Raw genomic sequence first — 19,398 nt, 5'->3', positions numbered from 1 at the left:
CAGAATTGTCATTATCATGCCGCATCATTATCAAGACCTAGTCACTCTATTCAATCAAACCTTTTACCAAGAGTTCAACACCAAGCTTGAGCTTGGTGGGGATGAACCTATCTATCTGCCAGCAGACAAAGAAGTGCTATTCCATCGAATCGTTTTTGCGCGTGGTTTTTATGCCTCTGCACTACACGAAATTGCCCATTGGTGTGTCGCGGGATCAGAGCGTCGATTACTTGAAGATTTCGGTTATTGGTATGAACCGGATGGGCGGACTGCAGATGTACAGGCTGAGTTTGAGAAAGTAGAGGTGAGGCCGCAAGCTTACGAGTGGATATTGGCCGTAAGTGCTGGGTTCCCATTTAATGTCAGTTGTGACAACCTGCAAGGTGATGTGGAACCGGATAGATTGGCATTTATGAATATCGTACATCAACAGGTAAAAGATATTTTAGTGCAGGGGAGCCCATATAGAGTAAAATTGCTCTCGGAAGCATTACGTGATTTTTACCACACTCCAGAATTAGAAATACATCAGTTTGAAGTAAAATAATGTGCTAAGTGAAATAGTATTTAAAGTGGAATATAGAGAATATCAATGATTATTGAACATGAAGAAAAATGGTTAGAAATGATTGACGCATCGGTAGTGAGTGCATCGGATGATGAACTGTTTGCAGGAGGTTACCTAAGAGGACACATCTCTCTTTCTGCAGCGGACTGCGAAGCAGAAGGTATCGAAGATGTAGAGTCATTTAAAAAGAAGGTAGAGCAAAGCCTAGAAGATGCGCGTTCAGAGCTAACACCAGCCGATCGTACGATAGTGGCCGATCTATGGGCTCAGCTTATAAAAGCATAATTGTTGGCAAAAAACCTAACGAAATTCAAGGTTTTCATAAGTAAATATAACTCTTTTCTATTTTGGCGGACTCGCAGTGGAGTCGGTAAAATCTTTATGTTACAAAAGACTATTTGGTGAGTGTATTAGTGTGTTTGGGTTTACAAACTCTTTGTTGTTCTAATTGAACCACTTTACTCAACGCATATTTAGTCTTTGAGGTAATAGATAATGAATATAGTCTGGGCTACAAGTGAAGCTGCCCCTTATGCAAAAACCGGTGGGTTAGCTGATGTGTCGTATTCGCTTCCTTATGCGATGGCGGAAAATGGACACAATGTATCGGTCATCATGCCCTATTATCCCCAAGTCATGGGAGAAAGGTGCGAACAAACAGAACGCGTTTATGAAATGTTGGGCGTTCCATTTGGCGAAGAAAATGAAGAGTGGGCGTCAATAAGACAACACAAAATCAGCGAAAATCTCTCATTTTATTTTATTGAGTACGACAAGTTTTACGACCGTCCTAAGCTGTATGACTGGGGTGGAAGTGAGTATGTAGATAATGCAGAACGCTTTATTTTTCTTTCTAGAGCCATTATGCAGGCCGTTCTAGCGTTAGATATCAAAGTCGACGTATTGCACAGTAATGATTGGCACGTCGCATTGTGTAACGTGTATGTGAAAAGTGATCTGTATAACGCCTACAGTAACTTCTCAGAAACAAAGTCTATTATGACGATCCACAATATCGGTTACCAAGGTGTATTCAACAAGTCTAATCTTCCTTTGACAGGGCTCCCTTGGGATTACTTTAACTTCCAATGTTTAGAATTCTATGATCAACTTAACTTCCTAAAAGCGGGCGTATTGTCGGCGGATATGGTGACCACCGTAAGCCCAACCTATGCCGAAGAAATATTGACAGCAGAATATGGCTTCAGTTTGGAGAATGCGCTTCAGCACAAAGCTGTAAAAGGCAAACTGCGTGGCATCATTAATGGGATAGATATTCAAGAGTGGGATCCAGAATCAGATACCTTGTTGCCTCACAACTATTCACACAATGACTTGTCAGGAAAAGCGTTGTGTAAAGCGGAGCTGCAGAAAGAATTTGGTTTAGAAGTAAGACCTGATGTCGCTATTTATGGCGTGGTTTCAAGGCTTGCTACTCAGAAAGGGCTTGATGTATTTATTGAATGTATTCATGAGATGCTAGAGCAAGATGATGTTCAGTTTGTCATTGTTGGCTCTGGTGAGAGTTGGCAAGAGTCGGCATTAACCGATTATGCTAAACGATATCCTCATAAATTCGGCGCATATATTGGATACAGCAACAAGCTTGCTCATTTAGTTGAAGCGGGCGCAGATTTCTTTGTTATGCCATCACGATATGAGCCATGTGGCCTTAATCAAATGTACAGTATGAAATACGGAACCGTGCCGATTGTAAGATCAACCGGCGGTCTTGAAGATACGGTACATAATTATTCGGCAGGCAATCTTGAACATGCGACTGGATTTAAGTTTTACGATCTTTACCCTGCCGCATTGAGAGATACGATGCGTTGGGCGGCGTCTATTTATCGCAATGATAAACCCGCCTTCGAACGAATGATGGTTAACGGAATGACGACAGATTTCTCTTGGCAACTTACCGCAACAGAATATGAAGAGTTGTATGAACATGCGAATACTCGATACTAGTATCGAGTATTCATTAAAAGAACGCCTCTAAGGTCTACTGATCTTTCGAGGCGTTTTTTCATTGGCCGACTGGCCGTCCTTTTAATAGCTTACGAACCCACATTCTCGCGGGGTGGATACCTTCTAAACAATCGACTGGCAATGGTATGGGGTCGTTACATATTTGAGAGGCCAAAACCTCCGCCATTAAAGGAGCAGAGCAGAGCCCACGGCCCCCTAACGCCATGAAGCAATAGAGGTTACGGTAGTCTGCTATCGGGCCGACATTTTTGTCTTGGAGTAGGTGGGCATATTCACTTTTTACTGATTCAAAATCACACACATTACCTACAAAAGGTAAATGGTCTCGACTCGTACTGCGAATACCTTGTTTTGCTAGGTTATCGCCAATATTCACCTCTTTCACCCAGGTTTTATCGGGTAATGTTCTAACCAATTTATAAGCGTTTTCTTGCTGCGCTAGAACATCGAAGTTGTGGTCAATATTGTCTCGATCGTGACTGGCTCCGATACAGTGATATTGATTGTTGGGATTGTGGGGTGTCATATAACCGTTATAACACAGTACTGTTTTTAGTTGTTTCAGTGTAGGTGTTGTGGGAACGTGGCTTACCTGTCCCTTAACTGCTGACTGGGGTATCGTTGAGGTTTGGTTAAACTGACCAGCATCATGGCCGTTTGCCACCACGACAACATCATGTTGAAAGTTCGAGTTTTCGCTATGCAGTGTCCAGTGGTTATCCTGATTTTGTTCCAATGTTTTAATTTGGGTATGACTGATGAGAGTCAGTCGACCACCATTAATCTGTTCTTGGATAAGCTTTTGAGTGAGCTCACTTGGAGAAAGCCACCCTCCCATAGGGTAGGTAATACCTGCCAACCCCGTTGATAAACCGACCAACTGATCCATCTCTTCTGCAGAAACAGGGACAACTAAGTCTGTTACATGGTCACCTAAAAGTATGTTGTCGAGCTTTTGACTCGCTTTGTCATTCCAAGCAAGATGAGTGACACCACACCAATCGTGGTCATAATTAAATCGCTTTGCGGCTTGGTCAAAAAACTGTCTGGCGAATAAAAATGCGGGGGCATAAATTCGTGAGGCACCACTATGGTTGCTATTCAGTAATGGATAGAGTGCGCCTTGCTTATTTCCGGACGCATTGAGAGCAGGTTGCGAGTCTTTGCAGTACAGGGTTACGTTTACTCCTCTTTGACACAAGCTTGCTGCCAGTGCCGCGCTAGCGATACCACCGCCTATGATGGCGACGTCGGTTACGGGTGACTGGTTAGGTCGGGCAAACCAAGGTTGAATATTAGAAAAGGGTTTTTTATGTGCCAATGTGCCAGCGATCATCTCCCTTTTGATTCCAAAGCCTTTGACTTTTCTCATTGCGAACCCTGCTTCTATAAGCCCCCTTCGAACAAAACCCGCGGCGGTAAAGGTTGCACAAGTGCAGTTTTGCTTAGCCAATTTAGCCATACCTTCAAATAGATTTTGGTTCCACATTTCAGGATTCTTACTGGGCGCAAAGCCATCGAGAAACCAAGCGTCAACAATACCTGACTCATTTGTTGGCACGAGAGGCATGCATTCTTTGATGTCTCCAAACCAGAGGTCAAGGGTTATAGCACCGCCAGCTAATATAATTCGATGACATTCGGGCACGCTAATTGGGTAGGCTTCTTGCAACTGTTTCGCGTATTGTGCCAGTTCAGGCCAAGCTTGATGTGCTTTTGTTAAATCCGTAATATCTAAGGGAAACTTCTCGAAGCTAATGAAATGAAGCTCTTTTAGTGGTGCATTTGGAAATTCCGCTCGATATTTCTCAAACGACTGCCATACTGCTAGGAAGTTCAGGCCAGTGCCAAAACCGGTTTCAGCCACAACAAAACGGCGTTGGTCATATGAATGCCATCTATTAGGTAGATCATTTTGCTTAAGAAATACGTAGCGTGTCTCTTCTAAACCGTTTACGTTAGAGAAGTATACGTCACCAAATTGTTCGGAAACAGGTATCCCAGCTTCATTCCATTCGAGGGTTGCGTTTGTAATTGACGTCATGGTTTTTGAACTGTTTGGCTTATAGTTAGTCGTAGATTAGACTAAATTGTACGTTTTTATGGGAAAGCTGACCACTTTTGATGGTTAACTTGGGTATTATCGTGCAGTAATCTTAAAGATTTTATTATTTATAGGAATGTAAAATGAAACGCGCTGTCATCACTGGTATGGGTATTGTGTCTAGTATCGGTAATAACGTTGAAGAAGTACTAGAGTCTCTTAAAGCAGGCAAATCAGGTATCAACGAATCTGAACAGTTCAAAGAAATGGGCTTACGCTCTCAAGTTTGGGGTGATCTCAAGATCAAACCAGCCGATCATATTGACCGCAAAAAAATGCGCTTTATGGGAGATGCAGCCGCTTATGCTTACCTTTCTATGGAACAAGCCGTTGAAGATTCAGCTCTAGCTGAAGATCAAGTGTCTAATATTCGTACCGGAATTGTCGTTGGGTCTGGTGGTGCATCCGCGCTGAACCAAACTTTAGCTGTTGATACGCTTCGTGAAAAAGGCGTGCGTCGTGTGGGCCCTTATATGGTCACTCGTACCATGTCATCGACGGTATCGGCTTGTTTGGCTACACCATTTAAAATTCTTGGTGTTAACTATTCGATGAGTTCGGCGTGTGCAACCTCTGCACACTGTATTGGTCATGCGGTAGAGCTTATCCAACTTGGCAAACAAGATGTTGTTTTTGCGGGTGGTGGTGAAGAGCTAGACTGGAGTCAAACAATGATGTTTGACGCAATGGGCGCACTATCAACTAAATATAATGAAACACCAGAAAAAGCTTCACGTACTTATGATGCTAACCGAGATGGCTTCGTTATTTCAGGCGGTGGCGGTATTGTTGTCGTTGAAGAGCTAGAACATGCTCTTGCTCGTGGTGCGAAGATTTATGGTGAGATTGTCGGTTATGGTGCGACTTCTGATGGCTACGACATGACTGCACCTTCAGGTGAAGGCGCGGCTCGTTGCATGAGAGACGCAATGCAAAATGTTGACAGCATCGACTATGTAAACACTCATGGTACATCAACACCGATTGGCGATGGTAAAGAACTAGAGGCAATCCAAGACGTATTTGGTGGTAACAGCCCTGCGATTTCTGCGACAAAAGCAATGACAGGCCACGCTCTTGGTGCGGCAGGTGTTCATGAAGCTATCTATTCAACATTGATGCTAGAGAACAGCTTTATTGCACCAAGCATCAATATTGATGAGTTAGATGCAGCAGCAGCAGGCTTGGATATCGTAACCGAAAGACGTGATCAAGAAATAAATACGGTTATGTCAAATAGCTTTGGCTTTGGCGGCACGAACGCGACTTTGGTCATTAAAAAATATAAAGCGTAATTCGTTTTAGAACCCTATCTGAAACGGAAGACGGAAAAGGTTTCCAGAATCGGTCAGCTTGACTGATCAGACAGACGCAAACATGTTCCTTTGAGAGCGGAACGTGATCCTTTTGTTCTGGATTTAGCCCGGTTATCAATTTATTTGGTGACCGGGCATTTTTATTTTCAATCATCTGAAGATGTTGGTTGATCAAATAGTGTCGCGTCACGTAAAAATATACTGGCGAATAATATTTTATTGCGCCACAATCCCCCCTCCTAGCAACCTAGAAAAAAACGTGTTTATGAAAATTCTTATCGATGAGGCCATGCCTTATGCGGACGCTCTGTTTCGTCAACTTGGCGAAGTGACATTTAAATCTGGCCGCGAGATTCAAGCAGAAGATCTGGTTGATGTTGATGCACTTATGATTCGTTCAGTCACCAAAGTGAATTCGGCCCTTCTTAAACATGCAAATCGACTAAAATTTGTAGGGACAGCAACGGCGGGAATGGATCATGTCGATCAGGCGCTACTTAAACAGAGAGGCGTTTTCTTTACCGCAGCGCCAGGCTGCAACAAAGTCGGTGTTGCAGAATACGTCTTTAGTGTATTGATGGTGTTGGCTCAACAGAAAGGATTTTCTGTTTTAGAAAAAACCGTCGGGATTGTAGGTGCGGGTCAGGTTGGAAGTTATCTATCCGAAGCGTTACAGGGTATAGGTATCAAAGTCTTACTTAATGATCCGATAAAACAAGCGGAAGGTGATAATAGAAAGTTTGTAGATTTGGATTTTTTGCTCGAGCAATCTGATGTTATTACGCTGCATACACCGATCACAAAGGTCGGTAAATATCCTACGTATCATTTAATTGATGAAAATAGACTCGACAATATGAGAGCGGATCAAATATTGATAAATGCGGCTAGAGGACCGGTCGTCGATAATCTGGCGCTTAAACGACGTTTGATGAAACAAGATGGATTTAGCGCGAGTTTAGACGTGTTCGAACACGAACCCGCTGTTGATCTTGAACTTTTGCCTTTTCTCGATTTTGCCACCCCTCATGTTGCGGGCTACGGTTTAGAAGGTAAGGCTCGTGGGACAACCATGATTTTCAACTTTTATTGCGCGTTTTTAAAAAGAAAAGAACGATCAAATGCTTCAGATTTATTACCAATAGCCCCAATTCCTCAGGTTTCTGTTGACCGAGAATGGGATGAAGCTGTACTGCATAATCTTATTCAATTAACTTATGATGTACGACATGATGACGCCATATTTCGTCGCGAAATCTCCCGTGAACAGACAGAATCAGAGAATGAAAGCGCATTTGATGCGATGCGTAAAAATTATTGGGATAGAAGAGAATATAGTGCTATTCGCTTAGTTGGTGACAAAACATGCCAGCTAGAGCCATTGAGACAATTAGGTTTCCAAATAGAGGTGGAAAAATGAGCCAAGAATTTAATTTAGCAGTATTTGGTGCCACGGGCGCTGTTGGCGAAGCCATACTGGATGTTCTAAAAGAACGTAATTTTCCTGTAGGGAACTTGTACCTGTTAGCTAGTGAACGCAGTGAAGGTAAAAGCTATCGTTTTAATGGTAAGTCAATCTTGGTTGAAAATGTAGAGAACTTTGATTGGTCTCAGGTGCATATTGCGTTATTTTCTGCCGGTGCTGAACTGTCAGAAAAATGGGCGCCTATCGCCGCTGATGAGGGTGTGGTTGTTATCGATAATACCTCTCAATTCAGATACGATTATGATATCCCTCTCGTCGTTCCTGAAGTTAACCCAGAAGCAATAGCTGACTTTCGTAATCGCAACATTATTGCGAATCCAAATTGCTCAACTATTCAGATGTTGGTTGCCCTTAAGCCGATTCATGATGAAGTAGGGATTGAAAGAATTAATGTATCTACCTACCAATCCGTGTCTGGAGCAGGAAAGTCAGGCATTGATGAGCTAGCAGGCCAGACGGCAAAACTATTGAGTGGCGTGCCCGCTGAACCTGAAGCATTTAGCCAACAAATCGCATTTAACTGTATTCCTCAAATCGATGCTTTTATGGAGAACGGCTATACCAAAGAAGAGATGAAAATGGTTTGGGAAACACAGAAAATCTTCAATGACACCTCTATAATGGTGAACCCTACTTGTGTTCGAGTTCCCGTATTTTATGGTCATGCAGAAGCGATTCATATTGAAACTCGTTCGCCAATTGATGCTGAGCAAGTTATTCAAATGCTTGAAGACACAGATGGTGTCGAAGTATTCCAAGGGCAAGACTTCCCAACTCAAGTGCGTGATAGCGGCGGTAAAGACCATGTTATGGTAGGTCGTATCAGAAATGATATTAGCCATCACAGTGGTATCAATATGTGGGTGGTTGCGGACAATGTGCGTAAAGGCGCCGCCACCAATGCAGTACAGATTGCTGAATTACTTATTCGAGACTATTTTTAGTCACGACTTTTAAGCTGTTCGATGAAAAAGCCCTAGCGATTGCTAGGGCTTTTTTTTGGAATATGCCAAGTTTTGGTTGGCAGTAAAGCGGACCAAAGGCTTCCCTGAAATGTAGGCCACCCCTTAATTTAGTAATAAAAATTGATATTTTGATGATTTATCGACTTTTTTTTGTAGAGACCTATAGTTTTCCATCTGATATCCGATATATTTAGAAGCTGTCCCCTTTTTAGAGATATAAGTTCATTTACCCACGGGTATTTGCTCTATATTAATTAATTAAGTTTTAACGCAGAAAGACGAGCCTTATATGCATCCAATCCTAAAGCGTCTCATTACGCCTTTAGCGTTACTTTTAACAGTTTCAGCCGATCTCGCTGTTGCTGAATCTATTCGCCTAATTGGGCCTGATGGTGAAGTTCAATCTTCAGTTCAGATTACGCAACAGGCCACTCAGCCTTCCAACGCCTCCGTTTCAAACGTCGTCGGAAATAGCGCTGATTTCTATGGGCCAACAGCGAATAATGAAACCCTTTGGTCAATCGCGACCAAACTACGACCGTCACGACGATACTCTGTACAGCAGACTTTACTTGCGATCTATAAACTGAATCCGCAAGCATTTGACCAACAAAATATCCATGAATTGAGGTCGGGTAGTCGATTAAGGGTGCCATCTCTAGAACAAGTTCAAGCAGAGAATACCAATGAAGCGGTTCGTATTATGCAAGCGCATAATAAGCAGCAAAAAGGGACAACGGTCGTCTCTAGTCCTGTTGCAAAACCAGCACCGATAACAGAGACAGACCTCACTCCACCGCAAGCGCCTAAACAACCAAAGCCTATTGAAGTCGCAGTTGTTGAGAGTAACGAGGTTAAAGTTGATTCTAAACAGCGTGAGCATGTCACTAAATTAAAACAAGATCTCACGACTACAGAAGGCGAGTTAGCCGCTTTAGAAGAAAAAAATCATAAGCTTCGTCTCATGTTGACGGATGTCCAAGATGAAGTAGGCAATCTAAAAGATGAACTTGGTGACGAAAGCCGAATTCGTGATGAGGTAGAGAAACTGCTAGGAGAAGAGCGTAAAAAAGCGCTTGAGACGGCTCAAATAGAACCAAGTCAACTCGACATGCTTTTGGCCAATACTTGGTTTGTCGTATTGCTAGCCTTAATCCCTGGGTTGTTGTTTGTGCTTATTATCGTTCTTTTATTGACTCGTAAAGGCGGAGCAGAACAACCTCAAGAGCAGTTGATCCCCGAAGGGCCAGAAGTCATCTCGTTGATGGATGATGATTCAGATGACGTGCCAGAGATTAATTTAGATGAAGATATTGATGAAGATGTCGGTATTGATGATGATCTGTTCGGAGAGCTTTCAGACGAGAATATCTTTGATATAGATGATGAAGATGAACAATTAGCGGAGGACGATGTCTTTGCTAACCTCGACGACAGTGATTTGGACTTTAATCTAGATGATGGTGAGGATGACCCATTTGCAAGCATTGCAGATAATGGTGATTTCGATACAGAACTCGATAAGATCGAACAGAGCTCAAACGGGATTAGTGTAGACGGTGACGAGGAAGCACTCAGTCTAGAAGATATGGAAAGAGCGTTAGATAACGAATCTTCCAGGGACGAGAATGAATTTGAGAGTGAGTTTGATCTCTCTGACGAAAATGGGATGTCACAAGATGATCTGGACGAGTTATTGGCCGGTGAAGATGACGCAGAAGCACTAGCTGCAGACGAAATTGACCAGTCAGCACTCGATGACCTATTTAATAGCGTCAAAGAAGAAAATAGTAATGAGAGTGACCTTGACGATTTTGACCTCGACAGTGGTGATGAGAAAAATAATAGCGATTCTGATGATATAGACGATATATTATCCAGTTATCAACCGGCAGCAGCGCAGAGCGACGCGGCTGAGTCTGATGATATAGACGATATACTGTCCAGTTATCAACCAGCAGCAACACAGAACGACGCGGCTGAGTCTGATGATATAGACGATATACTGTCCAGTTATCAACCGGCAGCGACACAGAACGACGCGGCGGAATCCGATGATATAGACGATATACTCGCTAATTATCAAATGGAAACTGAGTCAGTTGATGCAGACTCAATTGATGACCTGCTTGCAGAAAATAGTACCGAACTGCTCGATGACGTTTTAGAGCAAGAAGACGCCGCCGCTGAGCTTTCAGAGGATAGTACGGCGTTATTAGATGATTTACTTGATGACGAAGATTCAAATGACGACGATATACCCGAATTATCAGAAAACAGCACTGAGCTGCTGGATGAGCTTTTTGATGCACCTGAAAGTTCCGACGACTCGGAATTAGATCTAGAAGACAACACGGCATTGTTAGACGAGTTGATCTCTGATGACGGTGATGATGTTGCTAGTGCTAGTGCGGATGCCTCTGATGATATTGAAGTCAGTGAAGACAGCACAGCACTTCTGGATGAGTTGCTTGAGGATGCCGAGAAAGAATCTGGCGAGACGAGTACGGATCCTGATGACCTGTTAGCCGAGTTTGGTATAGAGCCACAAGCGGGAGAAGGTTCAATTGGAGAAGAATCTGAACTAGATGAAAATAGCACGGCTTTGTTGGATGAATTGTTATCGGAAGATGAACCTTTTGATGGGCTTCTTGAACGAGAGGTGTCAACGCTCACTGATAGTGATGTGGCACAAAAAGGCCGCTTTGATTTTACTCCGCATATTGATGGCTCTGAGCATGCCGACAAAATTGAAGAACTAGATGATATAGACAGTTACATGTCTGAAATCGAAGATTTTGATGTAGAGGAACCTGACGAGGGAAAGCAAGAAGTTGATTATGAGCCGCCAACCGAATCTGTTGACGGTGCCATTGTTCATCCAGATGAAAAACTCTCTGATCTTAAAGATGAAGCGATAGCGAATGAATTTGGTACCCCTCAAGATGAAGATTGGGACCTTGAAACAGATGAAAAGCCAGAAGCAAGTGATGAATCAACATTGGTTGAAGCGCCAGAACTTGATACGTTAGCAGAAATCGAGCCGGAAGCCCTTGAGGAACCAACAGAGGCACGGGAACTCAGCGACGACAAGTTCGGTGAAGACGATGAAGTTAACGCGCTTAATGATGCGGTACAAGAGCCAGAGCCTGATACGTTAGCAGAAATCGAGCCGGAAGCCTTTGAGGAGCCAACAGAGGCACGGGAACTCAGCGACGACAAGTTCGGTGAAGACGATGAAGTTAACGCGCTTAATGATGCGTTACAAGAGCCAGAGCCTGATACGTTAGCAGAAATCGAGCGGGAAGCCCTTGATGAGCTAACAGAGACACTGGATCTCAGTGACGACGAGCTTGGTGAATATGACGAAACCAGCGCGCTTGGCGATGTTTTACAAGAGCCAGATCTTGAAACGCTTCCAGAGATCGATCCGGAATTACTTGATGAGCCAACAGAGACACTGGAACTCAGTGACGAGGAGCTTGGTGAATATGACGAAACCAGCGCGCTTGTCGATGTTTTACAAGAGCCAGATCTTGAAACGCTTCCAGAGATCGATCCGGAATTACTTGATGAGCCAACAGAGACACTGGAACTCAGTGACGAGGAGCTTGGTGAATATGACGAAACCAGCGCGCTTGTCGATGTTTTACAAGAACCAGATCTTGAAATACTACCAGATATCGATCCTGAATCACTTAGAGAACCAACGGAGACATTGGAACTCAACGACGATGAGCTTGGCGAATATGACGAAACCAGCGCGCTTAGTGATGTATTACATGAGCCTGATCTGGAAACCATTCTAGAGAACGATTCTGAACGACTTGAAGAACCAGAGGAAACACTTGGACTCAGCGGTGACGCACTTGATGACGATGACGAAAATAACGAGCTAAGTGCTCTTCTGAATGACGTCAAAGATGATACATCGCCTGCTGAACCTTCATCTGAAGATCGGGCTGAATTAGAGAAAACATTAAATTTTGTTTCTGAAAAACAAGAGACGACACCGGAAAAACTTTCAGAGCTTGATGCAATCTTCAGTGATTCAGGCAATGAGCAACAACAAGAAGATAAAGAAGAAATTCACGCATTTAACGAAGCGGTTCTATCAGAGAAAGAAGAGTCTCTAGATGAGTTTGACAGTTTCTTTGCTGAAATGGATGATTCTGACGCGGTTGCTGAAGGTGTTGATGACAGTGTCCGTGAAGTCGGCGACAAGAAAAAGCTTGATCAGTATGATGAGTCAGCCACGCTGGCCGAACTACTCAGTGATGATGAAGCCCCAGCGTTGAGAAATGATGTCACTTTAGATGAGAAAACGATCGCGAGTGCAGGCATGGATATCGATACCATGTTGGATGTTGGTGGTGAGGACTGGAATGGTTTTGCGCTATCTGAAGAGCAGCAAGCGAATATACCGACAGACATTCCTGAAGACGAACAGGATGTATGGGGATCTCAGACAGAGGAACCGGTGGCTCAAGAAGAAGATTGGGGTGAACAATCCGAAATTGATGCTAAGTCTTTAGAAAATGAACAGACGTTTATGAGTGTCGATGAACTGATGGCGCAAGCGGATGTCGTGGATGAGAATGAAATCGACCCTGACGAGGAAGAGTTAAAATTAGATGTGGGTTTAAACGAGTTTCCTGATGTTATTGGGAATGTTGAGCAGTTTGATGTTGACGCCAATGCTGAGGCGGCAGGAAAACTAGACCTGGCGAAGATCTACATCGAAATGAATGACACGGAAGGCGCCACACGATTGCTTGAAGAAGCGTTGTTATATGGCGAAGAAGCCATTCGTCAGCAAGCTAGAGAGTTACTTGATAAAATAGAAAATCAATAGCAAGCAAACTGTGAATGGTAGTCACTCAAGTAACCTTATATGTTGTTCCAACTATGTAGGTTACTTGAGCTTCGAATACATCACGGTAGAGTCAGGTCTGGACAATCGTTAATCTGGCCCCTAAAATCCACCTCCCATATTAGTAATGCACTTTAGACGTGACATATTGAAAGCCCCTAGGAATTAACATGCGTATAGCTTTATGTGTTGAATATCACGGTACGAAATATTCTGGTTGGCAGAGGCAAAAACATGTCAACAGTGTGCAGCAAGAGTTAGAAAAAGCGTTGTCTATTGTTGCTGCACACCCCGTTGAGGTTCAATGTGCTGGACGCACTGATGCTGGCGTTCATGGCACAGGACAAATCGTTCATTTTGATACCAGTTCGACTAGAAAACTGGTTGCGTGGGTAATGGGCACGAACACCAATATGCCCAAAGATATCGCGGTTCGTTGGGCGAAAGAAGTTCCAGATGCATTCCACGCTCGGTTTACCGCTACCGCTCGACGTTATCGCTATATCATTTTTAATAATGCGTTTCGTCCCGCCATTCTCTCTTCCGGAGTTAGTCACTACCACGGGGAGTTAGATGCGGAAAAAATGCATGAAGCGGGACAATTTCTTCTGGGTGAGAATGACTTTAGTTCGTTTCGGGCGGCCCATTGTCAATCGAACAGCCCATGGCGAAACATCCATCATTTGAACGTATCGCGTAATGGTCATTACATTGTTATCGATATCAAAGCGAATGCATTTGTACACCATATGGTTCGAAATATTACTGGTAGTTTAATTGAGGTTGGTCGCGGCGAGCAGAGCACTGAATGGATAAAATGGTTACTTGCAGAGAAGAATCGGTCGTTAGCTGGTGCAACGGCAAAGCCAGGTGGTCTGTATTTGGTTGATGTGGATTATCCAGCCGAGTTTGAACTTCCTAGAGTTGCCATTGGACCACTTTTTTTACCGGATACGTTACTATAAAATAAAGCCGCGATGGAACTATTTGCCGCTAACACACTCAAATAATAGTGATTTATTAAAACTTGTTGCTAGGCTATAAATAGGTACAACCAGTTTTTTGTCTACAGCGTTAAAGATCTGTGGTTTAATCTGTCCGCATATTATTGAATTATAACTCTTTCGCCATTTGGTGGAAGAAATAAAAGAAAAGGTCTTCCATGAGTTGGCTTGAAAAAATATTAACGAAAAGTAACATTGTAAGCTCTCGTAAAGCTTCTATCCCTGAAGGTGTATGGACCAAATGTACATCTTGTGAACAAGTTCTATATCACGCAGAACTAGAACGCAATTTGGAAGTATGTCCAAAATGTGATCATCATATGCGTATGAAAGCACGTCGTCGTTTAGAAACCTTTCTAGATGAGAATAACCGTGTAGAGCTAGCCAACGATCTAGAACCTCAAGATAAATTGAAGTTTAAAGATTCGAAGCGCTATAAAGACCGTATCGTTGCTGCTCAAAAGAACAGTGGTGAAAAAGACGCGATGGTTGTTATGCAAGGGGAAGTATTAGGCTTACCTATTGTTGCATGTGCCTTTGAGTTCTCCTTTATGGGGGGGTCGATGGGCTCCGTTGTTGGCGCTCGCTTTGTTAAAGCCGTTGAAGCCGCAATGGAAGCAGAATGCGGATTGGTTTGTTTTTCTGCAAGTGGTGGTGCTCGCATGCAAGAGGCATTGATGTCTTTAATGCAAATGGCGAAGACCAGTGCAGCATTGGAACGCTTATCAAATAAAGGGCTGCCTTTTATCTCCGTTATGACTGACCCTACAATGGGTGGTGTTTCTGCGAGTTTGGCTATGTTGGGCGATGTAAATATCGGCGAACCTAAGGCGCTTATTGGTTTTGCAGGTCGTCGGGTTATTGAACAAACAGTACGTGAAGATTTGCCAGAAGGCTTCCAACGTAGTGAGTTTTTACTCGAACACGGTGCAATAGATATGATCGTTGATCGTCGTGAAATGCGTCAACGAGTGGCGAGTTTGGTTGCTAAAATGACCAATCACGGTTCACCGTTAGTTGTTTCAGTTGATGACGCTCCAGAAGTACCGGCAGAAGCTGAATATAAAGTTCCAGTCCCGGAAGAAAAAGAGTAAAGTATTGACTAACCTAAACGTCTAATCGTGATGTAAGTTAATGAGTCAAAGCAAGATACCTCAAGCCACATCGTCCTTATCGATGTGGCTTGATTATTTAGAAAATATTCATACCAGCGCTATCGATCTTGGATTAGAACGCGTTCTAATTGTTGCTGAAAGTGCAAATCTCACAAAACCTGCCAATAAAGTGATCACCGTTGCTGGAACAAATGGCAAGGGGTCAACCTGTGCCATCCTTGAAGCTATCCTTTTAGATGCAGGATATTCTGTTGGCGTCTATAGTTCCCCACATCTTATTCGCTATAACGAACGAGTAAGAATCAATGGCGCAATATTACCCGATGCAAAACACGCTGAGGCCTTCTCATTTGTCGATACGCAACGTGGCGAAACCAGCTTAAGTTTTTTTGAGTTTGGTACGCTTGCGGCTTTACGCTTGTTTCAACAAGAAGCCGTGGATGTTGTTATATTAGAAGTGGGTCTTGGGGGGCGTCTAGATGCGACTAATATTGTTGACCACGATGTTAGCGTGATTACTAGCTTAGCGATTGATCATGTTGACTGGTTGGGTGATGACATTAATGTTATCGCACAAGAAAAGGCCGGAATATTTAGAACAGGTAAACCAGCAATATGCGGTCAACCGAATGCGCCGTTTACGGTTGCAGCCTATGCGGATGAAATAGGCGCCGAGCTTCATCAAGTTGGTATACAGTATCGGTATGTGGAAAAGGCAGAGCATTGGGATTGGTGTTGCGGTGCCTTTGACCTTACTCAGCTTCCAAAGCCCGGATTGCCCTTGCCAAATGCCGCCACGGCAATAATGGCACTGGGTGCGGCAGACGTTGACATTACAGACGTCAATATTGTCAACGGATTAAAGCGCGCGAAATTGTCAGGACGGATGCAAAAAGTTAACAATGCACCTATTGTTATCTTGGATGTTGCGCATAACCCTCACTCTGCGGAATACTTAGCGCAGCAAGTACAACAACGCTATGCTGGTAAAACGACTCATTGTGTACTTGGTATGCTTCATGATAAAGATATTGCTCAAACCATAAAGGTATTAGAGCCTGTAGTAACAATGTGGTATCCAAGCTCATTAGATGGCCCTAGAGCGGCGAGTGCCGATGAATTGATTGGACATATTCAGACATCGTGTAATAAGTATTCGTCTCCTACATTCGCCTATCAAGCTGCATTGTCACAGGCCCGAAAGGAAGATGTTATTCTCGTCGCGGGTTCGTTTAGAACGGTCGCCGAAGTATTAGTCTATTTACAGTTGCAAAGGAGTACAAATGGCAAGTAAATTTCAAAGCCGTTTGGTTGGAACCATCATTTTAGTCGCTGTTGGAGTCATTGTCTTACCGGATGTCTTAGATGGTAAAAAAAAGCACTATAAAGAAGATCTCGCCGCTATCCCTCTTAAGCCTGATGTTGGAACGGAGGTGGAATCGTTCGAAGTATTACAACCTATTGCCGTTCAAACGGCTTTGCCAGAAAGCCCCGTTAAGGCGACGACCTCTATGCCTGATGTTGAAGAAGTAGTGGTGGTGGTTAATGATGTGGTTGAAAAGAATGAATACCAAGAGAGTGCCTGGATTATTCAATTGATGGCGTTAAAAAACGCCGATAATGCGAAAACTCTGGTAAAAGATCTGCAAAAACGTGGATATCAAGCGCATATTAAGCAAGAAAAAGAATTTACTCGTATTATCATTGGACCTGACACTTCCAAAAGTAAATTGGAAAGACAAATCAAAGAACTTCAAAAAGTTACCGGCTCAAAAGGTCAATTGTTGAAATTTAAGCCCCTAAACCCATAAGAAAACGTTTGCGTCGCGAATTTTTCTGTTAAAATGCGCGCCAACTTAAAGATGTAAAATAAATGAATTGGATAGATTTTGTAATTTTAGGTGTGATCGGGCTTTCCGCTTTGATCAGTTTAGTAAGAGGCTTTGTTAAAGAAGCATTGTCATTAGTTATCTGGTTTGGTGCGTTTTTCATAGCAAGTCAATATTATGAAAGACTATCCGTTTATTTTTCCGGAATAGAAGATGATATGTTTCGCAGAGGAAGTGCGATAGCAGCTCTCTTTGTGGCTACGCTAGTTGTCGGTGCCATCGTCAACTACGTTATAGCTCAGCTGGTACAGAAAACAGGTTTATCAGGCACTGATAGAGTACTTGGTGTGGTTTTTGGCACACTAAGAGGTGTACTTATCATTGCTGCCACCCTGTTTTTTATGGATGCGTTTACTGCATTGTCAAATTCAGAGTGGTGGAAAGAATCGGTGTTAATACCTGAATTTAGTCGTATTATCGCACCATTTTTTGACCATTTGAAACAAACATCGAGCTTTTTATCTGGCGCTATTTAGTGCCATTTTTATAGAAACTGAGGGTTAACACATGTGTGGTATTGTTGGAATCGTGGGTACAAATCCAGTCAATCAGTCAATTTATGACGCACTGACTGTATTGCAACATCGTGGCCAAGATGCTGCTGGTATTGTTACCATAGAAAGCAATCGTTTTCGTTTGCGTAAAGCGAACGGTTTAGTTAGAGATGTGTTTGACTCTAAACATATGCAACGCCTTCAAGGAAACGTGGGTATCGGCCACGTCCGCTACCCAACTGCGGGAAGTTCTAGTGCTTCTGAAGCACAACCATTTTATGTGAATTCGCCATTTGGCATCACGCTGGCACACAATGGTAACTTAACCAATGCCGCCGAAATTCGTGAAAAGCTGTTCGAAAAAGATCGCCGCCATGTCAATACCACTTCTGACTCTGAAGTGTTGTTGAATGTTCTCGCCCATGAGATTGATACCGTTAAAGGTAATGTTACGTCGGAAGATGTTTTTAGAGCCGTAACTAACGTGCACAGAACGATAAAAGGCGCTTATGCTGTAGCGGCCATGATTATCGGCCACGGTATGATTGCTTTTCGCGACCCACACGGGATTCGTCCGCTCTGCTTAGGCAAAAGAGAGTTAGAGGGTAGCATTGAGTATATGGTGGCTTCCGAGTCTGTTGCACTTGATGCAGTGGGTTTTGATTTCGTGCGAGATGTTGCACCAGGCGAAGCTATTTACGTTACGTTTGACGGCCAGTTGTTTACTCAGCAATGCGCGGATAACCCGCAAGTAAACCCTTGTATCTTTGAGTATGTTTATTTTGCTCGTCCAGATTCATTTATCGACAAAATCTCCGTATATAGTGCTCGCGTTGAAATGGGCAAGAAACTCGGTGAGAAAATTCAACGAGAATGGTCTGATCTGGATTTTGATGTCGTCATACCGATTCCAGAAACATCCTGTGATATTGCGCTTCAGATTGCTCAGATTATGAATAAGCCTTATCGCCAAGGTTTTGTGAAAAACCGTTACGTTGGCCGCACCTTTATCATGCCGGGGCAGACTCAACGTAGAAAATCGGTGCGTCGTAAATTGAATGCTATTCGGTCTGAGTTTAAAGGTAAAAACGTGCTGTTGGTTGATGATTCTATTGTCCGTGGTACCACTTCCGAGCAGATCATAGAGATGGCACGTGAAGCCGGTGCCAGCAATGTATACATGGTTTCAGCTGCACCGGAAATTCGCTTCCCAAATGTCTATGGCATCGATATGCCTAGTGCGAACGAATTGATTGCTCATGGCCGTGATGCGGAAGAAATCGCTAAACTTATTGGCGCAGACGCCCTAATTTACCAAACACTGGAAGATTTGGTTGCCGCTGTTGGTTTAGGCAATGTCGATATTAAGCAGTTTGAAACGTCGGTCTTTAATGGTGAGTATGTTACTGGTGATATCGACCAAAAATATTTAGACTTCTTGGATTCTTTAAGAAATGATGACTCTCGATTGCAAAAAGATATTCAGCAAGATTTAGCAAGTTTGGAGTTATACAACGAAGGGGTATAAGGTTGTTAGCTTTTAAATAGTATTCAAAAAAACCAGAGCAGTTGCTCTGGTTTTTTATTGTTTG

At 43.2% G+C, this 19,398-nt stretch carries 14 protein-coding genes; 13 read left to right on the top strand and 1 reads right to left on the bottom strand.

Going from position 1 to position 19,398, the window contains the following annotated elements:
• Window positions 1-16 precede the first annotated feature (16 nt).
• The 3 genes from L3V77_RS12305 to glgA all read left to right on the top strand — a co-directional run bounded on the left by L3V77_RS12305 (window position 17) and on the right by glgA (window position 2,539).
• Complete coding sequence (locus L3V77_RS12305) at window positions 17-547, top strand: elongation factor P hydroxylase (RefSeq protein ID WP_275134424.1); 531 nt, start codon at window positions 17-19, stop codon at window positions 545-547.
• 45 nt (window positions 548-592) lie between these two features.
• A complete protein-coding gene (locus L3V77_RS12300) occupies window positions 593-853 on the top strand; it encodes a YfcL family protein (RefSeq protein WP_275134423.1) in 261 nt (86 codons plus the stop codon).
• Between the two features lie 210 nt (window positions 854-1,063).
• Window positions 1,064-2,539, top strand: a complete 1,476-nt coding sequence (gene glgA, locus L3V77_RS12295) for a glycogen synthase GlgA (RefSeq protein WP_275134422.1) — start codon at window positions 1,064-1,066, stop codon at window positions 2,537-2,539.
• 58 nt (window positions 2,540-2,597) lie between these two features.
• Here the strand turns inward: glgA and mnmC are convergent, their stop codons facing one another.
• Window positions 2,598-4,604 carry a bifunctional tRNA (5-methylaminomethyl-2-thiouridine)(34)-methyltransferase MnmD/FAD-dependent 5-carboxymethylaminomethyl-2-thiouridine(34) oxidoreductase MnmC gene (mnmC, locus tag L3V77_RS12290; protein WP_275134421.1) on the bottom strand — a complete coding sequence of 669 codons (2,007 nt, stop codon included), beginning with the start codon at window positions 4,602-4,604 and terminating at the stop codon, window positions 2,598-2,600.
• Between the two features lie 143 nt (window positions 4,605-4,747).
• Between mnmC and fabB the strand changes: the two genes are divergently transcribed.
• From fabB to purF, 10 genes are all read left to right on the top strand, one after another.
• Window positions 4,748-5,959, top strand: a complete 1,212-nt coding sequence (fabB, locus tag L3V77_RS12285) for a beta-ketoacyl-ACP synthase I (protein WP_275134420.1) — start codon at window positions 4,748-4,750, stop codon at window positions 5,957-5,959.
• A gap of 286 nt (window positions 5,960-6,245) precedes the next feature.
• A complete protein-coding gene (locus tag L3V77_RS12280; RefSeq protein ID WP_275134419.1) occupies window positions 6,246-7,400 on the top strand; it encodes a 4-phosphoerythronate dehydrogenase in 1,155 nt (384 codons plus the stop codon).
• Window positions 7,397-8,410: an aspartate-semialdehyde dehydrogenase gene (locus L3V77_RS12275; protein WP_275134418.1), complete on the top strand. Its 1,014-nt coding sequence runs from the start codon at window positions 7,397-7,399 to the stop codon at window positions 8,408-8,410. Before L3V77_RS12280 ends, L3V77_RS12275 begins: the two co-directional genes overlap by 4 nt.
• Before the next feature lie 310 nt (window positions 8,411-8,720).
• On the top strand, window positions 8,721-13,286 hold the full coding sequence (locus L3V77_RS12270; RefSeq protein WP_275134417.1) for a FimV/HubP family polar landmark protein: 4,566 nt from the start codon (window positions 8,721-8,723) through the stop codon (window positions 13,284-13,286).
• 188 nt (window positions 13,287-13,474) lie between these two features.
• Window positions 13,475-14,269, top strand: coding sequence for a tRNA pseudouridine(38-40) synthase TruA (gene truA, locus L3V77_RS12265; RefSeq protein WP_275134416.1), 795 nt, complete (start codon window positions 13,475-13,477; stop codon window positions 14,267-14,269).
• A 197-nt stretch (window positions 14,270-14,466) separates the two neighbouring features.
• Window positions 14,467-15,402, top strand: coding sequence for an acetyl-CoA carboxylase, carboxyltransferase subunit beta (accD, locus tag L3V77_RS12260; protein ID WP_275134415.1), 936 nt, complete (start codon window positions 14,467-14,469; stop codon window positions 15,400-15,402).
• Window positions 15,403-15,442: 40 nt separating this feature from the next.
• A complete protein-coding gene (gene folC / locus L3V77_RS12255; protein WP_275134414.1) occupies window positions 15,443-16,717 on the top strand; it encodes a bifunctional tetrahydrofolate synthase/dihydrofolate synthase in 1,275 nt (424 codons plus the stop codon).
• On the top strand, window positions 16,707-17,234 hold the full coding sequence (locus L3V77_RS12250) for an SPOR domain-containing protein (protein WP_275134413.1): 528 nt from the start codon (window positions 16,707-16,709) through the stop codon (window positions 17,232-17,234). Before folC ends, L3V77_RS12250 begins: the two co-directional genes overlap by 11 nt.
• 62 nt (window positions 17,235-17,296) lie before the next feature.
• The gene (locus L3V77_RS12245; protein WP_275134412.1) at window positions 17,297-17,788 is read left to right on the top strand and encodes a CvpA family protein; all 492 of its coding nucleotides are present in this window, start codon (window positions 17,297-17,299) and stop codon (window positions 17,786-17,788) included.
• Between the two features lie 31 nt (window positions 17,789-17,819).
• Window positions 17,820-19,334 carry an amidophosphoribosyltransferase gene (gene purF, locus L3V77_RS12240; protein WP_275134411.1) on the top strand — a complete coding sequence of 505 codons (1,515 nt, stop codon included), beginning with the start codon at window positions 17,820-17,822 and terminating at the stop codon, window positions 19,332-19,334.
• Window positions 19,335-19,398 lie beyond the last annotated feature (64 nt).

It is taken from the genome of Vibrio sp. DW001, from assembly GCF_029016285.1.
Lineage (GTDB): Bacteria > Pseudomonadota > Gammaproteobacteria > Enterobacterales > Vibrionaceae > Vibrio.
Note: the sequence above shows the minus strand (reverse complement) of the source record. Positions and strands in the feature narration are given on the sequence as shown.

What these genes read in the sequence shown, in the direction of transcription:
- L3V77_RS12305 (WP_275134424.1), top strand. Translation starts at nt 17, where the DNA reads ATGCCGCATCATTATCAAGACCTAGTCACTCTATTCAATCAAACCTTT.
- L3V77_RS12300 (WP_275134423.1), top strand. Translation starts at nt 593, where the DNA reads ATGATTATTGAACATGAAGAAAAATGGTTAGAAATGATTGACGCATCG.
- glgA (WP_275134422.1), top strand. Translation starts at nt 1,064, where the DNA reads ATGAATATAGTCTGGGCTACAAGTGAAGCTGCCCCTTATGCAAAAACC.
- mnmC (WP_275134421.1), bottom strand. Translation starts at nt 4,604, where the DNA reads ATGACGTCAATTACAAACGCAACCCTCGAATGGAATGAAGCTGGGATA.
- fabB (WP_275134420.1), top strand. Translation starts at nt 4,748, where the DNA reads ATGAAACGCGCTGTCATCACTGGTATGGGTATTGTGTCTAGTATCGGT.
- L3V77_RS12280 (WP_275134419.1), top strand. Translation starts at nt 6,246, where the DNA reads ATGAAAATTCTTATCGATGAGGCCATGCCTTATGCGGACGCTCTGTTT.
- L3V77_RS12275 (WP_275134418.1), top strand. Translation starts at nt 7,397, where the DNA reads ATGAGCCAAGAATTTAATTTAGCAGTATTTGGTGCCACGGGCGCTGTT.
- L3V77_RS12270 (WP_275134417.1), top strand. Translation starts at nt 8,721, where the DNA reads ATGCATCCAATCCTAAAGCGTCTCATTACGCCTTTAGCGTTACTTTTA.
- truA (WP_275134416.1), top strand. Translation starts at nt 13,475, where the DNA reads ATGCGTATAGCTTTATGTGTTGAATATCACGGTACGAAATATTCTGGT.
- accD (WP_275134415.1), top strand. Translation starts at nt 14,467, where the DNA reads ATGAGTTGGCTTGAAAAAATATTAACGAAAAGTAACATTGTAAGCTCT.
- folC (WP_275134414.1), top strand. Translation starts at nt 15,443, where the DNA reads ATGAGTCAAAGCAAGATACCTCAAGCCACATCGTCCTTATCGATGTGG.
- L3V77_RS12250 (WP_275134413.1), top strand. Translation starts at nt 16,707, where the DNA reads ATGGCAAGTAAATTTCAAAGCCGTTTGGTTGGAACCATCATTTTAGTC.
- L3V77_RS12245 (WP_275134412.1), top strand. Translation starts at nt 17,297, where the DNA reads ATGAATTGGATAGATTTTGTAATTTTAGGTGTGATCGGGCTTTCCGCT.
- purF (WP_275134411.1), top strand. Translation starts at nt 17,820, where the DNA reads ATGTGTGGTATTGTTGGAATCGTGGGTACAAATCCAGTCAATCAGTCA.